Origin of the sequence: Stieleria sedimenti (assembly GCF_025060895.1) — a bacterium.
Lineage (GTDB): Bacteria > Planctomycetota > Planctomycetia > Pirellulales > Pirellulaceae > Stieleria > Stieleria sedimenti.
In genome coordinates, this window is sequence record NZ_JANZKV010000250.1 from 1 (window position 1) to 22450 (window position 22450).

Here is a 22450-nt window from a genome sequence, read left to right on the forward strand (position 1 = left end):
CCCATCGTTTTGCCCCCCCTACGTTCGGTCCCCATTTTTCTGCCCCACATTTTTCTGTCACTTCGCCCCCCAACCCGTCTGAAACTGGTCAAACCTTGCCGATCGTGACGATTGGCTTCGACGGGACAAATTCCTGACGGGCATCCGTCGATAAATCCACGACGCTTCCATCCGCTTGCCCTCTCAACAGTCACGGGATCGTCCATGCCATTCCTCCGCGGTAGCCTCGCGTTTCAAAGATTCAGTGTCACCGGTTTTGAAGCGGAACGCTTCGGCGACGAACACATCGAGATCCTCTCCAAGCACGCTGCCGGCAGATTCCAAACCGCCTCAGAAGAAAACGTATCGGTAGGCTTTTTGGGCGGCGAGCACTTGTTCGACCAAGACTTCGATCACAGCAAAAACTTGATCAACGAAGCCATCCACTTTTCCGCCCGATTTGACACCAACCAGATCCCCTCTGCCTACCGAGCCGCCTGGCTACAAATGGAACTGGCGGGAATCGCCAAGGACAGCGAAACGGGCGTGATCACCAAGGCCCAACGCAAAGAGGCCAAAGAGGCGGTGGAACAACGCTGTGAAACTGAAGCGGCGACCGGCAAGTATCGCAAGATGCAGTCCTTTCCGATGCTCTGGGATTACTCCAACGAATTGCTGTACTTCGGCGGTTCGGTGGGCACGGCCGGCCGACACTGCTTGGATCTGGTCGAGCGTGCCTTCGGCGTGGAACTGCGACACTGGAGTGCGGGATCACTGGCCGAACAATGGGGAATCGACAACGAGCTCTACGGCGAAGTCGACGATCTGCAGCCGGTGAGTTTCGTCAGCGGCCAAACGATGGGCAGCCACAAATGGTCCAACGAGCATTCTCAGTCGCCGGACTTCCTGGGCAATGAGTTCTTGATGTGGCTTTGGTGGACACTGGAAAATCAATCCGACACGATCACCCTGGCCGACGAATCGAAAGTCACCGTGATGCTGGCCAAGACACTCAGCCTGGAATGCCCGCTGGGCGAATCGGGCAAAGAGAGTATCTCGGCGGAGAGTCCGGTCAAGCTGCCCGAAGCGATGCAGGCGATCCGCAGCGGCAAGTTGCCTCGCAAAGCCGGCATGACGATCATTCGCGACGATCGCCAATTCGACCTCACGCTACAAGCAGAATCGTTCGGAATCAGCGGTGCGAAAATCCATCTCGAAGAGGACGAAGAGTTTGACGACGATGACCGCATCGATGCGATCCGTCAATTGAGCGAAACGATGGACTTGATGTTCGAAACCTTCCTGGGACGCCGCACGGGCAAGGACTGGAAAAAGGAGCTCAAAGCGATCTCCGGCTGGTTGGGTGAACCGAAACAGAGCCAGCGAAAGGCGGCGTGATGTTCCGCTGGCATTTCCGTCCCATCCGTCCCGACCGGAGGTTTGCTCACGCACAGAAACGGCGAGCCGTTATTCCGGACTGGCCAACACTTGATGGCGCCGGCGACAGTTTCGTGACGTAGGGTATCTGCGTTCACGCTTCAACGATTGTCCGCTTGCTGCCCGAATCACGGCCCCTCCCGATGGAAACATTCATTCAAGAAAACCAGCTGTTTGTCGGCCTGGTGCTGGTTTTGGTCGTCGGTGCGTTCTTCGCCTTTCATCTGCTTGGCGGCACCAGCGGCTGGTCCGACGGCGGCAACGACGGCTGGGACAGCGATTACGGAGACGGGGACTAGTGCTTTGTCTCGCCGACGGAATTGATCAAGAACCTCGCTTCCATCACGGTCACCGCTTGCCCAGACAGTTGCACCCGGTCACCGACGACCCGGGTGTGCACGACACCGCCACGTGGTGACGCCTGGTATCCGGTCAGCGATGATCGGCCCAGACGCTGGGACCAATACGGCGCCAGGCAGCAATGGGCCGACCCCGTCACCGGGTCTTCGTTGATCCCGCATCGCGGCGCAAAAAAGCGGGACACGAAGTCGACTCCCGCCGCGGAGGATGCGGCCGTGATGATGACGCCGCGGGTCTCGATCTCTGCAAGCCTGCCGAAATCCGGCGACACGCTGCGCAGCATCTGCTCGGATTCGACGACGGCGAACAAGTCTTCGTTGGATCTCGCGACGTGATTGACGTCAACTCCCAACGCGTCTTGAAGATCGGCAGTCCTCGCCGGATCAACCGCGCTGGACGGTGGCGTTGCCGGGAAATCCATCGTGATCGACGGCCCCTCGCACTGGCAACTCAGACAGCCACTTCTGGTTTGAAACCGAATCGGTCGCGAGGGATCCACACGCCTCTGTTTGATCAACGTGTGTGCCGCTCCGAGCGTCGCATGGCCACACAAATCCACCTCGACCGCCGGCGTGAACCAGCGCAAGTGGAATTCATTGGGCCGACCGGTGGGCAGGACAAACGCTGTTTCGGATAGATTCATTTCCGCCGCAACGTTCTGCATCCACTGCGTCTCACCAGGAGCGTCCAGCAGACATATTGCCGCCGGATTCCCCGAGAATGGACGATCGGCGAAAGCGTCGACTTGCCAAATGGGAATTTCATTGAGGGTGCTCATGAATCGATCCGTCCCGCCGGGGACTGTGAAGGGTCAGGAGATGGTGGCGGGCATTGCTGTAAATTATCGGACGGTTACGCCAAGATGGGGCGTCCGAAATCGAATCACGAAATCTCGCGACCAGCGCAGACGGTGCCTCTGCCGCAACGGAGAGACGCATCCGGTGGCATGTGGGTGATCAAGATTTTCCGCGTCCATTTATTTTTCAGAAAGTTTTTGCCAGAGGTTTGAGAGCGATGTCACTCATCAAGACACTGCGACAGGTTGGGCCGCAGACGCGCCCCTTCATTGCGACCGGCCTGATGGTGGTCGTCCCTCTGGCCTGCTTGGCATTGCCATCTTACCTGTTGGCGCAGACGCCACCGGGCATCAAGCAGATTGATTTTGAACCTCTTGATCCGAAACGAGATCGCAAGGTACCCGTGCGTGTGTATCTGCCCGAACAGGCAACGGCCCAACCCGTCGTCTTGTTCTCTCACGGGCTTGGCGGTTCTCGTGAGGGCAATCCGTACCTGGGGCAGCATTGGGCGGGCGCGGGGTTCGTCGCGGTGTTCATCCAACACGCCGGCAGCGATCGCGACGTGATGAAGAATGTGCCGCTCCGCGATCGATTCAAGACGCTCAAAAATGCCGCCAGTTACAAAAGTGCGCGCGACCGATTGGACGACGTGTCCTTCGTGATCGATCAACTGGAACAATGGAATCAAACCCAAGACCACCCGCTGTTCGGCGAGCTTGACCTGGAACACATTGGTATGAGCGGCCACAGCTTCGGTGCCGTCACGACGCTGGGCGTTGCCGGCCAACAGTCATTCTTCGGACGGAAAGTCGAGGAACCACGCCTCGACGCGTTCTTGGCGATGAGTCCCCAACCGGGAAAAGGGCCGCCGCCGGAAAAAGCGTTCGCCCAATTGGATCGTCCCCTGCTGTGTATGACGGGAACCCGAGACGATAGCCCGATTGACCCCACGGTTACACCGGAGTCACGTCAGCTGGTTTACAAAGCCTTGCCCGCGGCAGACAAGTATCATCTGGTCTTCCAAGACGGGAACCACTACACGTTCTCCGACGCCCGCGGCCTGCGTCGTCGCGATCGCAATCCGAAACATCACCCAGCGATTCAAAAGATCAGTGTCAAGTTTTGGCAGGCTTATCTGTTGGACGATGCAGATGCCAAAAGCTGGCTTCAATCCGATGCCGCCCATACCGACGGCACGCTCGACCCGGCAGATATGTGGCAATGGAAGTAAGCAATGACATGCTGAAAGCCTCTCCCACTGACCTTTGCTCCACCTCACGCCCTGGCAAAGTGGTCTCGCAACGCTTCCAGTAAGGCTGCATAGATGGGGTTGCAGAAATCCGCGACCAATTGTGGATCGTCCGCCGTGTACTCGGACATCCATTGGGCAAACGTGGTGTTGTCGGACGTGACGGGCAACAATTGGATTCGGCCACGGTAGTCGGACAGCGACGACTGCGACACCGGTTCGGGACCATCGTCGATCGAATACAGTATGCTGTAGTTGACATCGTCCAAATCCAACAGCGTTTCTTCGAACGCGCCGTTGAGCACCCGTTTGGCTCCCACGCAATCGCCCGGCAGGCCGCCGACCGCTTTCACGCTGGTAATAAACGGACGCCCCCAGTCCAAACGGTGGAAATTGCGGATCTCGTTCCAAACGTCATCGATCGCCGCGGGAACAATCACCGAGTTGTAGCAGGACATCGTTGATCCCAATCTGATAATGTGTTTCTCGTGTTCGCGACGCGAACGCCAACTCAATCATATAGAATGCGGGGCGTGTGATGTGCCTGTCACAGAACGAACTGGGTGAACCACGGTATTTCCAATGCAATCCCTGACCCGTCGCAAACTGATCGTACGTGGATCTGCCGTCGGTTTGTCCGCACTGTCTTACGCCAATGTCGCGCAAGCCGCGTCGGACAGGGGCCTACCCCGAATCGGCTTCATTGGATGTGGCGGCCGTTCGAAAAGTTTGTTGCAAGGCTTTGCCGGTGAGGCCACGGTGACATGGGCGTGCGACCCCGATCAGCAGCATGCTGCAGCCTTCCAAAAGTTGTCCGGTGCGAAACACGTCACCGATGACCTGCGACGGATTCTCGATGACCGCTCCATCGATGCGGTCGTCGTCGCCACCCCGGATCACTGGCACGCCCCGGCTTCGATCATGGCGTGCGATGCCGGCAAACACGTCTACGTCGAAAAACCTTGCAGCCATAACTTCCGCGAAGGACGGATGTTGGTCCACGCCGCACGTCGAAACAACGTTGTCGTTCAACACGGAACACAAAGCCGTACGAACCCGCTGGTCGTCCGTGCAATCAACCTGCTCCGCGACGGGGTGATCGGTGAGGTGCTGGTTTGCAAGGCCTGGAACATCCAACGGCGACGAAACATCGGACACGCCAAACCCTCGGCACCGCCGGCCCATATCGATTACGACACCTGGGTCGGCCCCGCGGAGTTTCTGCCATTTCAATCCAATCGATTCCATTACGACTGGCACTGGTGGCACAACTTCGGAACCGGTGACATCGGAAACGATGGCACGCACGAGATTGATATCGCACGATGGGGCTTGGGCGTCGAAGGGTTGCCGAGAAAGGCATCGGGGATCGGCGGCAAGTTTTACTTTGACGATGACCAGCAATTTCCCGACACCGCCACCTGTGTGTTCCAGTGGCCGGGCGATAGAAAGCCGCAATCCAACAAGCAATTGATCTTCGAAATGCGGATCTGGTCCAAGAACTTGCCGCACAACTGCGACACGGGGGTCGAGTTCTATGGAACCAAGGGAATGCTCTTCGTCAGCAAACGGGGCAAGCTCGCGATCTGGGATGACACCAATCAACCGATCGCGATTCCAACATCAAACGACGATCTGACACTGCCGAAGAATCATCAAATCGATTTCCTGCAGGCCATCACCGAGAGCCGAAGACCGGCAGCCGACATCACGATCGGCCATGATTCCTGCAGCTTGGTTCATCTGGCCAACATCAGCGTCATGGTCGGACGATCGTTGAGCATCGATCCCAAAGAGCAAACGATCCACGGTGACCCTGAAGCCGACGCCATGCTTGGACGCACGTATCGGGGGGGAGGTCATTGGTCTGTCCCACATGCCTAATCTTCGCACGCAGATTTGTGGTTTGTGATTTGCTGACTCCCACGTTTTCGATGAATTCGATCCGTCCTGCTTGGCAATCAGGGGCGATCACAATCATCGGTCGATTCCGCCCCCCAATCGTCCGCTGGTACTCCGCGCCCGAACCTTCCGGAATAGCCCCATGAATCCACGTATCGAGTTGACGTTCGCAGCATGGCTTTGCTTCTCTGCAGCGGCCCCGGCACAGCGCCCGGAACTGACGTTCGATGAAGGCGACGGACGCGTCATCATTCAAACCGACGGCGAAGCGATGGCACATTACGTCTATCGCGATGATTCCATCCCGCGACCCTACTTTGCCCACGTCAAAGCTCCCGGTGGGATTCAGGTCACGCGTCATCATCCACCCCAAGCCGGAGATCGCGAGGACCACGCCACGATGCACCCCGGGATTTGGTTGGCATTCGGCGATCTCGGCGGCGAGGATTTTTGGCGCAACAAGGCGTCGGTTCGACACGTGGACTTCATCCAGAACCCCGCCTCCGAACGCAACCAGGGTTCCTTCATCGAAAAGAAACAATACATCGGTTCTGACGGCAGAATCATTTGCGACGAAGAGTTCCGCTTTGCCGTACTCGCAAAACCCGACGCAACCCGATTTGTTTTTGAATCCATCTTCAGTGGCAGCAAGCCGTTCTCGTTCGGCGACCAGGAGGAAATGGGGCTGGGCGTTCGCGTCGCGACGCCGATCAGTGAAGTCGCCGGGGGAACATTGACAGACGCCGAGGACCGTTCGGGTGCGAACGCGATTTGGGGCAACCCCGCCGCCTGGTGTGATTACAGTGGTGTCATTGATGGCCAGCGTGTCGGGATCACGGTCATGAGTCATCCGACGAACGTTCGCCCGAGCTGGTGGCACGCCCGAGATTATGGGTTGATCGCCGCCAACCCCTTCGGCCGCGCGGCGATGAAACAAGGAACGGCCAGCCGGGTCGTGGTTCAGCCCGGTGAAACGCTTCGGCTGCGGTTCGCCGTGTACCTCCACTCCGGCACGGAGGACGACGCGATTGGCAAAGCTTATGAGAACTACGCTAAACTGGGGCAATGATCACAATGAAACACGTGCTAACGTCCGTCTTCGCCGTGGTGCTGCTCGCACCGTTGATGCTGCCCTCCAGCGCCGGGGCATCGAAACCAAACATCCTATTGATCATGGCGGACGACGTCGGCTGCGACGCGATCGGTTGCTATGGCGGCCAAAGCCATCCGACTCCGCACATCGATGCGCTGGCTCACGGCGGGATGCAATTCAGCCACGCCTACTCGATGCCGGTCTGCCACCCCTCGCGGGTCTGCCTGATGACCGGACGTTACCCGTTTCGCTTCGGACCCGAAGGGATGAAGTGGGGTGACTTCCCCGAAACCGCCGAAGGGATCTCGATCGGTGACCGCATGAAACAGGCCGGCTACGCAACCGCCGTTGCCGGCAAGTGGCAGCTGTGCATGATGAAAAACGATCCGCAACATCCCCGTCGTGTCGGTTTCGATTCCTGGTGTCTGTTCGGTTGGCACGAAGGCGGTCGCTATCACGATCCGCTGATCTATCAAAACGGGCAACTCCGGGAGGACACGCTCGGCAAATATGGACCCGATCTGTATGTCGAATTCCTGATCGATTTCATGCGGCAGAGCCGACAAGATGGCAAACCGTTTTTCGCGTACTATCCGATGGCGCTGTGTCACGATGTCACCGATGATTTAAAAGGTCGGCACGTCGCGCCGTACAAAGACGGCCGCTGGATGACGTACGCGGAAATGATTTCATCGATGGATGACATGGTCGGGCGGTTGGTCGCGGCGCTGGAACAGATGGAACTTCGCGACGAAACGCTGATCCTGTTCACGACCGACAACGGGACCCCTGCGGCCAGTTATCTGTCGGTTGACGCCGACGGCAACATGGCCCGTCCCAAAGTGTTTTCGATTCGAAACGGCGAGGTGGTTCCCGGCGGCAAAGGGAAACACGACGACACGGGAACACGAGTTCCGCTGATCGCCAATTGGCCGGGTCGCGTCCGTGCCGGCACCCAGATGGAACAGATGGTCGACCTGACCGACTACCTGCCGACGGTCGCCGAAGTGGCGGGCTTAGCAGAGGAAGACGTCTTTCGCGACGGAATCAGCTTCGCGCCACTGCTGTTCGGAGACGCAAGGAAACGCCAGCGTGACTGGATTTACAGCGAACACCGCGGAAAACGCTCCATTCGGTCTCCGCGGTTTCGCCTCCACGACGACGGACGCTTCTTCGATCTCGCCACGGACCCCAAAGAACAGCAAGCACCTGCGATCGACGAACTGCCCCACGAAGCCAACCAAGAACACGCCCGACTGCAGCGTCGATTGAACGAACTGAAAACACCTGCTGATCGTTAGGCGTTTCAAGTTTCAAGTTTCAAGTTTCAAGTTTCAAGTTTCAGATTTCAGATTTCAGATCCTGCCCCCCTTCCCACGCCCCTCCCTCCCCCCAACCCGCCATGCAACCTCCACGCTTGCGCCGATTCATCCCTTGTGTCTGCGCGTTCCTTTGGCTCTCCGCCGCGTTTGCCACCTCCGCCGAAATCCGAGTCATCTACCCGGAGTTCGAACCCGACATCGATGGCAAAGAGGTGGACTGGATCTATGGCGACTATCTGATGAAGAACGATCAGATCTCCGTCACGATCGCCGCCCCGATTGCGACGCGGGATGCCAACTTGACGATTCGCGGGATCGGTGCGTCGATTCTCGATCTGACCCTGAATCACCCTTCCAACGATCAGCTCAGCGCCTTCATCCCCACGGCAGCCAGGTATCAGTTCCATGACCCGAGCCAGGTGCAAATCGGTCGTGACGGCGATGCGGTGTTCTGGCAATGCCGTTCGTCGAAATCGCTCGCCGGTGATGGAACCACCGCAACCGTTCGTTATCGGCTGGTCGACGGGAACGCGTTCGTCGAGACGACGGTATGGATCGAAGGGGATAACGCAGAAACGGTCAAAGCGTTTGACGGAGTCCGCGCCGATCGCAGTTTTGCGATGGAGCAATCCGGCAGCGTCGCGTACTGCAGTGACGCTTTCTTTCGACAAACGATCGGATTCAAAAGTCCGATCGGCACCGAACCGCCTCAGTGGAAAAACGGCCGCCCGGCGGAGTTGCACTACGGCGACCAGCACGTGCAGCGTGGCGACGGGCTGACGACCTGGACGGTCCTGCTGTATCCCGCGACCAGCCCGATCGACTTGCTGGCCGTCGCGGAAGGGTCCCCCCTGGCACCGGCGATGCATACGTTTGAGGTGCCGCTTGAGATCCCAGGCAGCGACGAAAAAGCCGCCGTCAGACGCGCCAACATTGTGCTCCGGCAGATGAGTGGTTCCGAAGGCGACATCTCCAAGCCGTTTCGACTGCAAACCGACGACCTGGGGATCGCCCACGCCCGACTCGTCCCCGGACAATACGTCGTCAGCTACAAAGCCATCGGGCACACAGCCTTTGTTCTGGTTGTTAAGACCAGCGACGAACCCCAAACCATACGCCTCGGAACGTCCGCACCGAGCGGATTCACTGCAACCGTCACCGACGGCGACGGAACTCCCATTCCGGCCAAGGCGACGATCTACGCGGCCAACGGCGACCATCCAGACTTCGGTCCAGACAGCACCCGAACCTTTGTCAAGAATTGTGTCTATGCCGTGCATGGGCAACTGCATTGCCCGCTCGATCCGGGCACCTACGAAATCCATTTCAGCCGCGGACCGGAATACAACAGCGTGAACCGGCAAATCCAGGTCGGCAAAGAAACGATGACCGAGCTTTCGGTCCAACTCGACCGCGTCGTCGATACCCGCGGTTGGGTCAGCACGGAGTTGCACAGCCACAGCAGCCCTTCGGGTGACAACACCTCCGATCAATACGGACGCGTCGAAAACCTGCTCTGCGAACATCTGGAATTCGCCCCTTGCACCGAACACAATCGCATCAGCAGCTACGCGCCGCATCTGCAACAGATGCAGCTGTCGCACATGATGGCGACGTGCACGGGAATGGAACTGACCGGCAATCCATTACCGGCAAACCATCAAAATTCGTTCCCGCTGCACCACCATCCACACACCCAAAACGGAGGCGGCCCGCGCGTCGACCCCAACCCGGTCGTCCAAATCGAACGGCTGGCGATGTGGGACGGCGGATCGGACAAGCTGGTCCAGATGAATCATCCCAATCTGCATCAAATCTATGGTGATTTGGATGTCGACGGAACGCCCGACAAGGGTTTCCGCGGCATGCTCAAGTGGATGGATGTGATCGAAGTCCACCCGCTGGAAACGATTTTCCAAGACGTCGCCAGCAAGCCACCGAATGTCCGCGAAATGCGAATCCCGCTGTTCCAATGGATGCAACTGCTCAACCAGGGCTATCGCATTCCCGGTGTCGTCAACACCGACGCGCACTACAACCACCATGGAAGCGGGTGGCTGCGAAATTGGTTCGCCAGCAGCACCGATGACCCGGCAGAGATCTCCACCGACGAAATGATCCGTCAAGCCGAAGCGGGGCACATCGTCATGTCGACCGGGCCGTTCCTGTCGGTGGTCGGCACGTCGAAAACCGGCGAGGCACCGGCGATTCCCGGTGATGACCTTTCGGCCGGCGATGGTCAGGTGAACGTCCAGGTGACCGTCCAATGCCCGAACTGGTTGGACGTCAATCGTGTTGCCATTTTCGTCAACGGACGCCGCAGCGAAAAACATGACTACACGCGAAAGAACTCTCCCGAGCTGTTCGCCGATTCCGACAGCGTTGTCAAATTTGATTCGACAATCACGGTCCAACTGGATGCGGACGCCCACCTGATCGTGGCAGCGATCGGCGAAGGGATGACGATGGAGAAGGTCATGGGTGAGCAATATGGCAAGCGTCCACCGATCGCAGTCAGCAACCCGATCTTCGTCGATGTCGACGGGAACGGCTTCCAGCCAAACGGCGACGAACTCGGTTTGCCGCTGCCCAAGTCACCGCACTGAATCGGGCAGAGACCTATTCCGCTAGTTCATTCCGCCGAACCCGACGACCCCACTGCGTTTCGTCGGTCGGATCAGGGTATCGAGATCAAAGTCATAGCCGTTCTGATAGAGTGCGGTGATGTCGCCAAACTCGCCGCCATCATCCGTTTCATTGGGGCCGGTGCTGTAGACGACAAAACCGGTCTCGGTCTGTCGATAGATCAGCGAATTCCCGCTGAACGGATCGAGCGGAACGGCCGGCAAAAACTCTGGCACCAGTTCCTCAATGCTGGTGGGCATCCGCCGCTGTTTTGCGTCAAACAATCGAGCGGCAAATTCCACCATCAGCATTCGTAATCCTGCATCGCGTCGATCGATCGCATCCCCCGTCGCCTGAATCGATGGCGACACCAGAGTCGTCGTCTCGGCCGGATTTTGTGCCGACAAGTGTGCCGGCGCGTGCATCGCCAGTCGGTATTGCCAAGTCATTTCCCGATCCATCACCAAATCGCTTCGTCGGTGCAGCGATTCGAGTGACTCGCGCTGACCATCGATCGTGATCAGTGCGGACAACAGTTCGGCAATCGTTTCGACTGGCAGATCGTTGCGGATCCGCACCAAGCCTTCTTGACCGACGCCTTCGATCGCAATGCCGGCCAGCGCGTAGGCTATCTGACTTCCGCGTCCGAGACCGTGCCCGACGTGGATGCAATCGCGCCATGCTTCACTGGCCTCGAAAAACTCGCCCGACTTGACCGCAGCCATGGCGTCCTTGTCCATGCATCGTGCCCAAGACCGAAAAGCGTTCAGCTTCTGTCCGAGCCCCGTGAAATCGGCATCGACGGCCAGCGGATCGGGGGCGCGAAACACCCGACGCGTTGAACGCCGAATCGACGCATAGGCCTCGGCAACCTCGATCGCACTTTCCGTCCGCCCGGTTTTGGCGAGATCGTCGATCGTCTGTTCCTTGGGATTCAACGTCATCAACTCAGTCATCGTTGTTTCCAACTGCTCATAGAGTTTTGCGTCTTCGGCAATCGGATCGGGCTGAGCCAGTGGCGGGACCATTTTGACCGCGATGGGAATCAGACAGGCCGCGTACAGCCCCAGCAGCGCCGCTGATGCAACTCGTGCGACGCGTCCTGTCGAACGTTCTGCCGGTGAATCGATTGCTCCAGATCGGAACAAGCCGGCCGTCGCGACACACAGCGTCGTCATCAACAGGGCAACGGAATACCCCCAGATCATCGAACGAAACGGCGTGCCGGGCAAATAACTCAACGAGCTGGCTTGCATCAACCACCTCCCGCCGACCGCCCCAAACTGCAAGGCAAGACCGAGAGCGATCACAAAAACAACGATCGAAGCAAGCCGCCATCGCAGGCGACTTGCGGTAAAGAGGGCGGCAACCGATACGTTGACCATCGTCGCCATGCCGGCGGCGCAAAGGACCGAGAACCAGAGTGAAATCGGAGCTCGTTGCAGGGCCAACGCGTTGATCGCGAACAGAACCGCGAGTAAGACGACCGCAAAAAGAGCTTCGATCAACCGAAACGACTGGCCGAACGAATCACGCCGAGTGACGATGCGGGGGCCGAAGCGAAAGGAATCACCAAAAAGCATCGCCACAATTTGAATGGTGAAATAGACCGGCAAGATGACCAGCAACGTTTCCAACCAGCCGAAGTTCCAAAAGATTCGCACCGCCCAACCCACGCTGGCAGCGGCCACAACCGAACCGGCCAACGCTCCCAACCAAAACTCGATCCGCCCTCCGATCGCGGGAACGCTGCGCGGATGTCGCCAACGCACCTGATCCCGCTCGGTAAAGAAACGGAGCAGACTCAACAAGACAACGGAACTGACCCCGGCGAGACTAAAGAACATGATCGGCTGGTAGGCGTGCAGCGGCAGCAACAGCCCCAACGCAGCCACACCAATGGCAGACCGCATCCACCAGCGACCGCCCCCCAACGCAACCCACATCGCCAGCAGGCTGAACACAATCCCCACCAGCCCCATCGCCTCTGCCGGACAGCGGAAATCGGGAAACGTGTGCATGGACCGGCGGAATCTTGATCGGCAGGAATGTCAGGCGAACGGTTCTGTCAGGATAACAAATGCGAGATTTCAACAGGCGAGCATCCCGCCTCGCCAAGAAACGATTAGAATCTTACCTCCCCCATCTTCCCCACCGCGCCCGGTTTTCGGAGCCTCGCTATGACGCGACATTTCCCCTTGCTTTTTTCTCTCGTCCTATTGCCGCTGCTGCCCGTCACCACATCCGCGGTGGCCCAGGAAAAATCGTTCCAAACGCTGTTCGACGGCAGCAACCTGGACGGCTGGAAACACAGCGGGAACTGGGTGGTCGAAGATGGAGTGATCACCCGTACGGGCAAAGGCGGATCGCTGATCTACAACGCCACCAAGGTTCCCGACGACTTTGAACTGCGATTCGAATGGAAAGTCGCCGCGGGCAGCAACAGTGGCGTCTACTATCGTCCCGGTCAGTACGAATACCAGATCCTGGACAATTCAAAACACAAAGACGGCCAGAACCCACGCACGAGCGCCGCCTCGCTGTACTTTTGCATGCAACCGTCGGCCGACGAGACACGCCCGGTGGGTCAGTGGAACGAAGCCCGTGTCGTCTGCAAGGGTTCCGTTATTCAACACTGGCTCAACGGCAACAAAGTCATCGACTTTGATTACCAAGATCCCAAGTGGGCCTTCAACGTCGACATGCTGAAAGAGCGCGGCGGCGACCTTTCTCAACGCGGCGGTTATCTCAGTCTACAAGACCACGGCGACCCGGTCTGGTATCGCAACATTCGCATCCGCAGCATTGCCGCGGGCGAAGACATCGGGCATCGCACCGTCACACCCGCCACGATCGCGCCGGAAGTTCTCAAAGCCGAAGCGGAAAAGTTGGCCGGCATCGTCGCACGGCGAACCGCAGCGCAGCAGAAAGCGGCAGCGAACAAAGCGGCTCAATCAAAGACCAAGAAACGCCCGAACATTCTGTTCATCTTGGCCGACGATCAATCGCCCTTTGATTTGCAGATCTACAACACGCGTTCCAAACTCGAAACGCCCCACTTGGATCGACTGGCCGCCGAAGGCATCGTCCTGGATGCGGCACATCACATGGGGTCCTGGTCCGGTGCCGTGTGCACACCGTCGCGTCACATGATCATGAGCGGACGCAGCGTCTGGCATCTGCCCAACCGCGGACGGAACAAACAGAATCCGAACGCCGACAATCCTTCGCTGGTGCCGCCCGATCTGCCCAACCAGACGATGGCCGCCGTGTTCAATCGCGCCGGCTATGACACGATGCGAACGTGCAAACGGGGCAACAGCTACGACGCGGCCAACCAACTGTTCACGATCGTTCACGAAGCGACCAAACGTGGCGGCACTCATGAAACCGGCAGCGCCTGGCACGCCGATCGCGTCCTGGATTACCTGGGCCAACGCGAAGCGTCCAAGGACACCGATCCGTTCTTGATCTACTTCGGTTTTTCACACCCCCACGACACGCGTGACGGAACCTCGGAACTCAACGCGAAATACGGCGCGGTCAATCACACCGACAAGAATTCATTGCCGCCGGCCAACCCCGTACAACCACAACTGCCGGTCAACTACTTGCCCGAGCACCCGTTCCATCACGGTCATCCCGGCTTGCGTGACGAAGAGAAAGTCAGCGGCGTCTGGACACGGCGCGACGAACGAACGATCCGAAACGAACTGGGACGCGAATTCGCGTGCAGCGAAAATATCGATGATCAGATCGGTCGCGTGCTCGACAAACTCGAAAAACTCGGCGAGCTCGACAACACCTATATCTTTTATACGGCCGATCACGGCATGGCGATCGGTCGCCACGGTTTGCAAGGAAAACAAAACCTGTACGAACACACCTGGCGCGTTCCGTTCATCGCCAAGGGACCGGGGATTCCGCAGGGCGTTCGAGCGCCCGGGAACATCTACTTGATGGATGTCCTGGCAACGATCTGCGACCTGACCGGCATCGATGCTCCCGACACAAACGAAGGGATCAGTTTCGCCCCCGTCCTGTTCGGCAAACAACAAGTCGTCCGCGACACGCTGTTCGGCGTTTATTGTGGCGGGACCAAGCCGGGCATGCGATGTGTCAAACAGGGCGATTGGAAACTGATCAAATACGACGTGTTGGACGGCAAGGTCCGCGAGACACAACTGTTCAACCTGGCCGAGAATCCACACGAATTTTTAACCCAACACCACGACGCATCGCTCAATGCCCTGGTCGGCGATACACCCACGCCCGGCCAAGTCAACTTGGCCGACGACCCGAAGCACAAGGACCGGTTGATCAAGATGGAAAAGCTGCTGCTCGACGAGATGCGCCGCCTGGACGATCCCTACCGTCTTTGGGATCAGCCGGAATAGGCCGCCCGGCCGCACGCTCCATACCTCACCCTCCCGCGATGGAGGTCGTACAGTTTTCAAAGTCACCCTCCTGGCAGGAGGGTCGAGCGCAGCGAGGGGAGGTCGAACGGTGAGACGCCGATCCAAGACTCGTTCCCAAACTCCGCCCTTCGCCGTGAACGATTTATTCCCTGTGTTTGACGAGGTGTTAGCGGCAGGGCGCAAGCCCTCCGGTCTTTCACGGTGTTTTTTGAAGCGCAACCGGACGGCTCGCGCCGTTCCGCTAACACCTTTAGAGCTTAAGTAAGTGGCATTGGGCTTGCTCCCTGCCGCTAGCCAGAAGAAACGACATCGATTCCCCAAACACCAACACGACCGAACAAATTCAACCATCCAACATGAACAACCGCATCGATCCAAAACCCTACTTCCTTGCACTGTTGCTGGTCACGAGCAGCATGCGCGCGAACCCAACGTCCGCCGAGCAGCCTGCGTTGACCGACACCGGTATTCCGGTCGCCAGTGTGTTTGTCAGCGGTCAAGACGGATATCGGATCTTCCGCATCCCGGCAATCATTCGCGCCGCCAACGAGGACTTGCTGGCGTTTTGCGAAGCGCGGCAGGGCGGCGACGCCAGCGAGATCGACCTGGTCATGAAACGTTCGACCGATGGCGGCAAGACATGGGGCACGCTGCAAGTGGTGCAAAAGAACAGTGACTTTCGCGGCGTGGTCGCCGATGGCGTGAACGACATCACGATCGGCAATCCCGCTCCCGTCGTCGACCTGCTCGATCCGGACCATCCGGGACGGATCTGGCTGCCGTTCACACTTGAAAACGATCGCGCGTTCGTGATTTTCAGTGACGACCACGGCGGAAGTTGGTCGCCGCGGCGCGAGATCACCCAAGACGTCAAGAAAGAAGCCTGGGGCTGGTACGCGACCGGTCCGGTCCATTCGATTCAAATCCAGCGTGGACCCCATCGCGGAAGATTGGTGATTCCGACGGACCATCGACTCGGGGAAGACGGCAAGGACGGCGGCGACCTGGGGGCTCACGTGGTACTCAGCGACGACCACGGGCAAACGTGGCGTCTGGGGGCGGTCGACGAAACCTACAAAGACGGGATCGGCGCCAACGAAACCACCGTGGTCGAACTGGCCGACGGGACGCTCTACTTCAACACCCGCAACCAACTCGGTGGCGCAGCAGGCACCCGTGGCGAAGCCTGGAGCAGCGACGGCGGTGAATCCTTCGACTCCCGCGACCGGCGCTGGAACGCGTTTCGCCCGGCGCCCGCGGTGCTCGATCCGCCCGTCGTTCAGTGTTCGCTGCTGGCCGTCGCGGACGATCTGATCGTGTTTTCCGGGCCCGATCAAAACGGCCCCAGTGGCAAGGGACGCAGCGACTTGCGATTGCGTTGTTCCACCGATCAAACCAGGTCCTGGCAGGACGGCCCGCTGATTCATACCGGACCGGCCGCCTACAGCGATCTGGTGTTGATCAACGACGACTTACTGGGCGTCTTGTTTGAAAACGGTGATGCCTCCGGAAAGAATTCCTACCAGCGAATCAGTTTCGCACGCGTCAGCGTTTCGGAACTCAAGTCGAAAGCCCAATGATTCCTCTCAACCGACGATGCTTCCTGACCGCCGCGGCGATCCAGCTCACCGCCGCCACCGACATGTCGCGTGCGAACGCTGCCGACGCGCCCGCCACGATCGGATTCGGCTTCGGCACCTACGGGATGAAATCTCTGAAGACGGCCGACGCGACCAAAGCCTGTGCCGAGATCGGATACGACGGCATCGAATTTGCGCTGATCAGCGGATGGCCCACCGAACCGACGGCGCTGGGTCGACGAGAACGTGCCGAGATTCGTGGACAGCTCCGTGATCTGAATTTGGCGGTCCCGTCACTGCTGGACAGCCTGCCTTGTCTGCGATCGGACGAGCAGCACGCCGCAAACCTACAGCGGTTGAAGCGGGCGACCGAGTTGGCGCACGACCTCGCCCCGGAAGTCCCGCCCGTCGTTCAGTCGATCGTCGCCGGCAAGACGGATCAGTGGGATGAAACGAAGACACGACTGGTAGACCAGTTATCCGACTGGGCAGAAGTCGGACGCGAAAACGAAACCGTTATCTGTTTCAAACCCCATGCCGCACACGCCGTCCACACGCCCGAGCGGGCGCTGTGGGTCCACCGACAAATCAACAGCCCCTGGCTGAAGGTCGTGTACGACTACAGCCATTTTTACCTGGAAGGACTCTCGCTGGCAGCAAGCTTGAATCAACTGCTGCCGATCACGGCCTACGTTCAAGTCAAAGACAGTCGAGGCACACCCGCCAAGCACGAGTACTTGCTACCCGGCGATGGCGAGACCGACTACAGCGAGTTATTGACGGTACTGAAAGACGCCGGCTATTGCGGTTTCGTCAACGTCGAGGTCAGCTCACACGTCCATCGAAAGCCCGCCTATCAACCCATTGCGACAGCTCGCCAATGCTACCAACGCCTCGCACCGCTCTTCGAGTCCCTCCAAATCCGCCGCCCCAACGTGGCGTAAGCTTCCAGCTTGCGTTCGGTGGCGTAAGCTTCCAGCTTGCGTTCGGTGGCGTAAGCTTCCAGCTTGCGTTTGCTCCTGGACTCACTCACCGGATTCGCAAGCGAGAAGCTCACGCCACTTGGTTACTCCTGCTCTTGGCCTGCGTCCCGGCCAGGGCTCAGGAATTCACGCCTCGCAATACGCAAGCGGTCGGCCAGCATCCGCTTCCTGCCGCCGAAGCGATTGCGCGGTTGCATGTGCCGGCTGGCTTTCAGATTACTTTGGCGGCGGCCGAACCCGAGGTCCGTCAACCCATCGCGATCACCTTTGATGATCGCGGGCGACTCTGGGTCGCCGAAAGTTATTCCTATGACGGCAGCACCTTCACCGACCAGCCCCACGACCGGATTTTGATCTTCGAAGACACCAACGGCGACGGCGTGCTGGACCGTCGCAAAGTGTTTTGCGAGGGGCTGACCCATTTGACGGGACTGGAACTCGGGTTCGGTGGCGTTTGGATCACTGCGCCGCCGAACTTGGCATTCCTGCCCGATGCGAACCACGACGACGTTCCCGATGGTGAAGCGGTCGTGCACCTCGACGGCTGGTCACTGAAAGCGGAACACAACAGCGTCAACGGGCTGACGTGGGGGCCGGATGGCTGGCTGTACGGCCGCCATGGGATCAAGCAACCGTCACACGTCGGTCGCCCCGGTCAGACGCCGGCGGATCGCGTCGAATTGAGTTGTTCGATCTGGCGTTATCACCCTACCGGTCACCAGTTCGAACTCGTGGCCGACGGGACGATCAATCCGTGGGGGCTGGATTTTGACGACCATGGTCAAGGTTTTTTGACGACGAGTGTCGTGGAACACCTTTGGCACCTTGTCCCGGGAGCCCACTATCAGCGGTGGAAAGATCGCGGCGTGCATCCCAATCCCCACGTTTATCAGCCGATGTCGGCAACGAGTGATCATCTTCATTGGTCATCCGGGAAAACCGCAGATCACACGGCATCCCCGACATTGGATTTTGGCGGCGGGCACTCACACTGTGACGCGATGATCTACCTGGGCGACCGTTGGCCGCAAGCGTACCGCGGATCATTATTGACCAGCAACATTCACGGCAGACGAATCAATCGCGACCGGCTTGTTCGGCACGACGGTCCGTTTCATGGAGTGCACGCGGATGATTTCCTGGTCGCGGAGGATCCGTGGTTTCGAGCCGTGTCGATGGAGTATGGCCCCGACGGAGACGTTTACGTGACCGATTGGTCGGACAACGGCGAATGCCATGATCGCGACGGCGTGCACCGAACCAGCGGACGGATCTACAAGATCACTTGGGGAAATCCCCGTCGCGTCGACGTCGACTTGAGTCAGGCCACCGACAAGCAGCTCGTCGATTTACAATTGCATGCCAACGATTGGTTCGTCCGACACGCACGTCGGATCCTGCAAGAGCGCGCCGCCGACGGAGACGACTTGTCCGAAGCACACGACGCGCTGCGAAACATTTTCAACACTCACCCCGACATCACTCGCAAGCTCCGCGCCCTCTGGGCGTTGCACTGCAGCGGCGGGGTCAACGATCACTGGTTGACGGAGCTGCTCACGCACGAAAATGAGCATGTGCGTGGCTGGGCGGTGTGGTTGCTGGTCGACGACGCGACGTCATCACGTGCAACATGCTTACCACATTTTGCGGAGATGGCGGAAACCGAAACGTCGTGGATCGTCCGCATGGCGTTGGCATCGGCGCTGCAGCGGATCGATGTGGGGCAACGCTGGACGGCCGCGGTTGCTTTGGCGATCAAGAATGACAGCACACCGGATTCGAACTTAGAACGCATGGTTTGGTACGCGATCGAACCCGAAGTCGCTGCGAACCCCGGTCGCGCCCTCCGGGCCGTCGATGCGTTGTCGCCCAAGCTCCGTCGCTGGACGGCGCGGCGAATTTGCAGCGATTCGACTTCATCAGCCACCCTGCTTTTCAATCATCTGAAGCAAACCACACAAGCGGACGTCATCGCCGATCTGCTCGAGGGATTCAACGACAGTGTCTCGCTGCATACACGCACTGAGTTCCCTGGCAGCGTTGCGGGCGTGATGGAAACCTTGATCGAACACCGCGATCAGCGGGTGCGTGTCGCGGCGGTGCGTGCGGCGGCGGTCACGTCAGACGATTCGGGTTTGCAACGCGTTCGGCAACGACTGCATGCCACCGAAACCGATCCCGCGACCCGCCGAGCCGCCCTCGACGGGCTGGCCCAACGCAATCCAGCCGGGTTTGCCCGTGACCTGGAACGATTGATTCGGTCCTCGCGGTTGATCACCGAGGCACTCCGTGCCGCGACCAAGACCGATGACCGGAAACTGACCGAGACCGTTCTCAGCCGCTACGGCGAACTCAATCCGGATGAACGGGTTGCCGCGATGGATTATCTCGTCGCGCGCCGCCGGAGTGCGGCGCTGCTACTCAGCGCGATCGAAAACAACACCATCACAGCGGGCGAACTAACAGCCGGCCAATCCCGGCAAATCGATGCGTTGGGTGACCAGGCTTTGCGAGTGCGACTTCATCGAGTCTGGGGAACGCTGCGACGTTCGCCGGCCGAACGCGTGCGGCAAATCAAAGACCTGGAAAAGCGTCTGGATCCGTCGCGCATCGCGACAGCCGATCGATCCCGCGGCCGCGAGCTTTTTCAAAAGACCTGTGCGTCGTGCCACAAGCTGTTCGGCGAAGGCAAATCGGTCGGCCCCGAATTGACCGGTTCGAACCGACGCGACCTGCACTATCTGGTTTCCAACATCATCGACCCCAGCGCCGCCGTCCCGGCCGATTTCCGGTTGTCCAACCTGTTGACCACCGACGGACGCGTGATCAGTGGAACCGTCACGCGTCAAACCGAATCATCCGTCACGATCCAAACCGCGACCGAGACGGTCGAAGTCCTCGCGGACGACATCGAGACCATCAAGTTAACCACCAACTCCCTCATGCCCGACGGCCTGCTGGAAAACCTCAGCCAACAGCAAGTCCAAGACCTATTCGCCTGGCTGATGAGCGACGGACCCTAACCATGGCCTCTCCGTCCAGCTTGCGAAAGTGGCGTAAGCTTCCAGCTTGCGTCCCAGAAAGCTGAAAGCTTTCCCCCTACCGCTGCGACACGCCAAGCTGAAGCTTGCGAAGCGGCAAGCTGGAAGCGTGCCCCACCCCAAGTTTGCGAAAGTGGCGTAAGCTTCCAGCTTGCGTCCCGGAAAGCGAAAGCTTTCCCCCTACCGCTGCGACACGCCAAGCTAAAGCTTGCGAAGCGGCAAGCTGGAAGCGTGCCCCACCCCAAGTTTGCGAAAGTGGCGTAAGCTTCCAGCTTGCGTCCCAGAAAGCTGAAAGCTTTCCCCCTACCGCTGCGTTACGCCAAGCTAAAGCTTGCGAAGCGGCAAGCTGGAAGCGTGCCCCACCCCAAGTTTGCGAAAGTGGCGTAAGCTTCCAGCTTGCGTCCCGGAAAGCTGAAAGCTTCCCCCCCTACCGCTACGACACGCCAAGCTGACGCTTGCGAAGCGGCAAGCTGGAAGCGTGCCCCACCCCAAGTTTGCGAAAGTGGCGTAAGCTTCCAGCTTGCGTCCCGGAAAGCGAAAGCTTTCCCCCTACCGCTACGACACGCCAAGCTGAAGCTTGCGAAGCGGCAAGCTGGAAGCGTGCCCCACCCCAAGTTTGCGAAAGTGGCGTAAGCTTCCAGCTTGCGTCCCAGAAAGCTGAAAGCTTTCCCCCTACCGCTGCGACACGCGAAGCTGACGCTTGCGAAGCGGCAAGCTGGAAGCGTGCCCCACTGCGACACTGAAAGCGCGATCCCTGAACAAAATCTCAGCTTGCAAGAACAGGCAAGTGACCCAAACTATTTGCCTCAAAACAACGGCAAGCAAGAGGCTTCCCGCCACGTTTCAGTATCGGACGCTGAACAGATTCCATTTGGAGGGTTCAGCATGCCGGAGATGGTTTTTCGTCGGCGTCGTCTACCACATCAAGACGTCGAAGGGCATCCGGTATTCATCACGGCATGTCTCGAAGGCAGTCTCTCTGCCAGCGGCCTTTCGCAAATTGACGCGTATCGGCGTGAACTTGACCATCGCCGCAAACCTCACGCGATGAGTCTTGCAGATTGGGAACATCTGAAGCAGCGTCTGCTCTTCGGTTTTGTCGACAACGTGCTCGACGGGCGCTCTCCCGTCGAGTCTCTCCAAGACGATGCCCAGGCAAAGATCGTCCGCGACGCGTTCTTGAATTTTGCAGACGAGCGGTACACGTTGCTTGCGTTCGTGGTGATGCCCAGTCACCATCACTGGCTGTTCCTACCCAACGAGACATGGTCGGCATTGGCGGTGAAACGCGAAACGGGGCGTTCAGGCAGACGCCGAACGCCACGCGAAATCATCTCCCACAGCATTCAAAGTTACACGGCGACGATGTGCAACCGCGCACGGGGATCGACAGGCGTGTATTGGCAGCATGAAACATTCGATCATTGGGCACGTGATGAATCAGAAACGTTGCGCATCATCCGTTACATCGAAAGGAATCCGGTCAAAGCCGGCTTAGCCCGATCCCCCGAATCGTACGCTTGGTCGTCAGCGAGCATCCGAGCCCAACTTCGCCTGCAACCCGGACAAGCCATCCCCAAAGTGGCGTAAGCTTCTAGCTTGCGTTCCGGAAAGCTTTCAGCTTTCCCCGCTACAGGCCGCAAGCTAAAGCTTGCGGGGGTGGC

General features: G+C 59.0%; 15 protein-coding genes and 1 pseudogene. 13 read left to right on the top strand and 3 right to left on the bottom strand.

Annotated elements, in window-relative coordinates; all coding sequences use genetic code 11:
* Nucleotides 1-204 precede the first annotated feature (204 nt).
* Both NZK35_RS27945 and NZK35_RS27950 read left to right on the top strand, forming a co-directional pair.
* On the top strand, nucleotides 205-1377 hold the full coding sequence (locus NZK35_RS27945; RefSeq protein WP_259635819.1) for a hypothetical protein: 1173 nt from the start codon (nucleotides 205-207) through the stop codon (nucleotides 1375-1377).
* Nucleotides 1378-1559: 182 nt separating this feature from the next.
* Nucleotides 1560-1715 (top strand): hypothetical protein, encoded by a 156-nt coding sequence (locus tag NZK35_RS27950; protein ID WP_259635820.1) that lies wholly within the window; start codon nucleotides 1560-1562, stop codon nucleotides 1713-1715.
* Here NZK35_RS27950 and NZK35_RS27955 read toward each other — a convergent pair.
* Nucleotides 1712-2554 carry a PhzF family phenazine biosynthesis protein gene (locus NZK35_RS27955; protein WP_259635821.1) on the bottom strand — a complete coding sequence of 281 codons (843 nt, stop codon included), beginning with the start codon at nucleotides 2552-2554 and terminating at the stop codon, nucleotides 1712-1714. The two genes, NZK35_RS27950 and NZK35_RS27955, sit on opposite strands and share 4 nt — an antisense overlap.
* 236 nt (nucleotides 2555-2790) lie before the next feature.
* Between NZK35_RS27955 and NZK35_RS27960 the strand changes: the two genes are divergently transcribed.
* Nucleotides 2791-3804 (top strand): alpha/beta hydrolase family protein, encoded by a 1014-nt coding sequence (locus NZK35_RS27960; protein WP_259635822.1) that lies wholly within the window; start codon nucleotides 2791-2793, stop codon nucleotides 3802-3804.
* Nucleotides 3805-3848: 44 nt separating this feature from the next.
* On the opposite strand, the gene NZK35_RS27965 is transcribed toward NZK35_RS27960, so the two are convergent.
* On the bottom strand, nucleotides 3849-4280 hold the full coding sequence (locus NZK35_RS27965; protein ID WP_259635823.1) for an SRPBCC family protein: 432 nt from the start codon (nucleotides 4278-4280) through the stop codon (nucleotides 3849-3851).
* A 124-nt stretch (nucleotides 4281-4404) separates the two neighbouring features.
* On the opposite strand from NZK35_RS27965, the gene NZK35_RS27970 reads away from it, so the two are divergent.
* The 4 genes from NZK35_RS27970 to NZK35_RS27985 all read left to right on the top strand — a co-directional run bounded on the left by NZK35_RS27970 (nucleotide 4405) and on the right by NZK35_RS27985 (nucleotide 10745).
* On the top strand, nucleotides 4405-5706 hold the full coding sequence (locus NZK35_RS27970; RefSeq protein ID WP_259635824.1) for a Gfo/Idh/MocA family protein: 1302 nt from the start codon (nucleotides 4405-4407) through the stop codon (nucleotides 5704-5706).
* A 160-nt stretch (nucleotides 5707-5866) separates the two neighbouring features.
* Nucleotides 5867-6793 carry a DUF6807 domain-containing protein gene (locus NZK35_RS27975; RefSeq protein WP_259635825.1) on the top strand — a complete coding sequence of 309 codons (927 nt, stop codon included), beginning with the start codon at nucleotides 5867-5869 and terminating at the stop codon, nucleotides 6791-6793.
* 5 nt (nucleotides 6794-6798) lie between these two features.
* Nucleotides 6799-8118, top strand: a complete 1320-nt coding sequence (locus tag NZK35_RS27980) for a sulfatase-like hydrolase/transferase (RefSeq protein ID WP_259635826.1) — start codon at nucleotides 6799-6801, stop codon at nucleotides 8116-8118.
* A 101-nt stretch (nucleotides 8119-8219) separates the two neighbouring features.
* On the top strand, nucleotides 8220-10745 hold the full coding sequence (locus tag NZK35_RS27985; RefSeq protein ID WP_259635827.1) for a CehA/McbA family metallohydrolase: 2526 nt from the start codon (nucleotides 8220-8222) through the stop codon (nucleotides 10743-10745).
* Nucleotides 10746-10766: 21 nt separating this feature from the next.
* Here NZK35_RS27985 and NZK35_RS27990 read toward each other — a convergent pair whose 3' ends face one another.
* Nucleotides 10767-12785, bottom strand: coding sequence for a DUF2339 domain-containing protein (locus tag NZK35_RS27990; protein WP_259635828.1), 2019 nt, complete (start codon nucleotides 12783-12785; stop codon nucleotides 10767-10769).
* 159 nt (nucleotides 12786-12944) lie between these two features.
* On the opposite strand from NZK35_RS27990, the pseudogene NZK35_RS35005 reads away from it, so the two are divergent.
* The 6 genes and pseudogenes from NZK35_RS35005 to NZK35_RS28015 form a co-directional block, all read left to right on the top strand.
* Nucleotides 12945-13505: pseudogene (locus NZK35_RS35005) on the top strand (3-keto-disaccharide hydrolase); the annotation flags it as partial.
* 237 nt (nucleotides 13506-13742) lie between these two features.
* Complete coding sequence (locus NZK35_RS35010) at nucleotides 13743-15161, top strand: sulfatase-like hydrolase/transferase (RefSeq protein ID WP_407699844.1); 1419 nt, start codon at nucleotides 13743-13745, stop codon at nucleotides 15159-15161.
* A gap of 377 nt (nucleotides 15162-15538) precedes the next feature.
* Nucleotides 15539-16762, top strand: a complete 1224-nt coding sequence (locus NZK35_RS28000; protein WP_259635830.1) for a sialidase family protein — start codon at nucleotides 15539-15541, stop codon at nucleotides 16760-16762.
* The gene (locus NZK35_RS28005; protein ID WP_259635831.1) at nucleotides 16759-17706 is read left to right on the top strand and encodes a sugar phosphate isomerase/epimerase family protein; all 948 of its coding nucleotides are present in this window, start codon (nucleotides 16759-16761) and stop codon (nucleotides 17704-17706) included. The genes NZK35_RS28000 and NZK35_RS28005 overlap by 4 nt, the downstream gene beginning before the upstream one ends.
* A 134-nt stretch (nucleotides 17707-17840) precedes the next feature.
* Complete coding sequence (locus tag NZK35_RS28010) at nucleotides 17841-20768, top strand: PVC-type heme-binding CxxCH protein (RefSeq protein ID WP_259635832.1); 2928 nt, start codon at nucleotides 17841-17843, stop codon at nucleotides 20766-20768.
* A gap of 903 nt (nucleotides 20769-21671) precedes the next feature.
* Nucleotides 21672-22376, top strand: coding sequence for a hypothetical protein (locus NZK35_RS28015; protein ID WP_259635833.1), 705 nt, complete (start codon nucleotides 21672-21674; stop codon nucleotides 22374-22376).
* The last annotated feature ends 74 nt before the right edge of the window (nucleotides 22377-22450 follow it).

Excerpts from the sequence above, each read along its gene's own strand:
- NZK35_RS27970 (WP_259635824.1), top strand. The coding sequence starts at position 4,405 with ATGCAATCCCTGACCCGTCGCAAACTGATCGTACGTGGATCTGCCGTC.
- NZK35_RS28000 (WP_259635830.1), top strand. The coding sequence starts at position 15,539 with ATGAACAACCGCATCGATCCAAAACCCTACTTCCTTGCACTGTTGCTG.
- NZK35_RS27965 (WP_259635823.1), bottom strand. The coding sequence starts at position 4,280 with ATGTCCTGCTACAACTCGGTGATTGTTCCCGCGGCGATCGATGACGTT.
- NZK35_RS27975 (WP_259635825.1), top strand. The coding sequence starts at position 5,867 with ATGAATCCACGTATCGAGTTGACGTTCGCAGCATGGCTTTGCTTCTCT.
- NZK35_RS27950 (WP_259635820.1), top strand. The coding sequence starts at position 1,560 with ATGGAAACATTCATTCAAGAAAACCAGCTGTTTGTCGGCCTGGTGCTG.
- NZK35_RS27980 (WP_259635826.1), top strand. The coding sequence starts at position 6,799 with ATGAAACACGTGCTAACGTCCGTCTTCGCCGTGGTGCTGCTCGCACCG.
- NZK35_RS27990 (WP_259635828.1), bottom strand. The coding sequence starts at position 12,785 with ATGCACACGTTTCCCGATTTCCGCTGTCCGGCAGAGGCGATGGGGCTG.
- NZK35_RS28005 (WP_259635831.1), top strand. The coding sequence starts at position 16,759 with ATGATTCCTCTCAACCGACGATGCTTCCTGACCGCCGCGGCGATCCAG.
- NZK35_RS27960 (WP_259635822.1), top strand. The coding sequence starts at position 2,791 with ATGTCACTCATCAAGACACTGCGACAGGTTGGGCCGCAGACGCGCCCC.
- NZK35_RS28015 (WP_259635833.1), top strand. The coding sequence starts at position 21,672 with ATGCCGGAGATGGTTTTTCGTCGGCGTCGTCTACCACATCAAGACGTC.
- NZK35_RS27985 (WP_259635827.1), top strand. The coding sequence starts at position 8,220 with ATGCAACCTCCACGCTTGCGCCGATTCATCCCTTGTGTCTGCGCGTTC.
- NZK35_RS27945 (WP_259635819.1), top strand. The coding sequence starts at position 205 with ATGCCATTCCTCCGCGGTAGCCTCGCGTTTCAAAGATTCAGTGTCACC.
- NZK35_RS27955 (WP_259635821.1), bottom strand. The coding sequence starts at position 2,554 with ATGAGCACCCTCAATGAAATTCCCATTTGGCAAGTCGACGCTTTCGCC.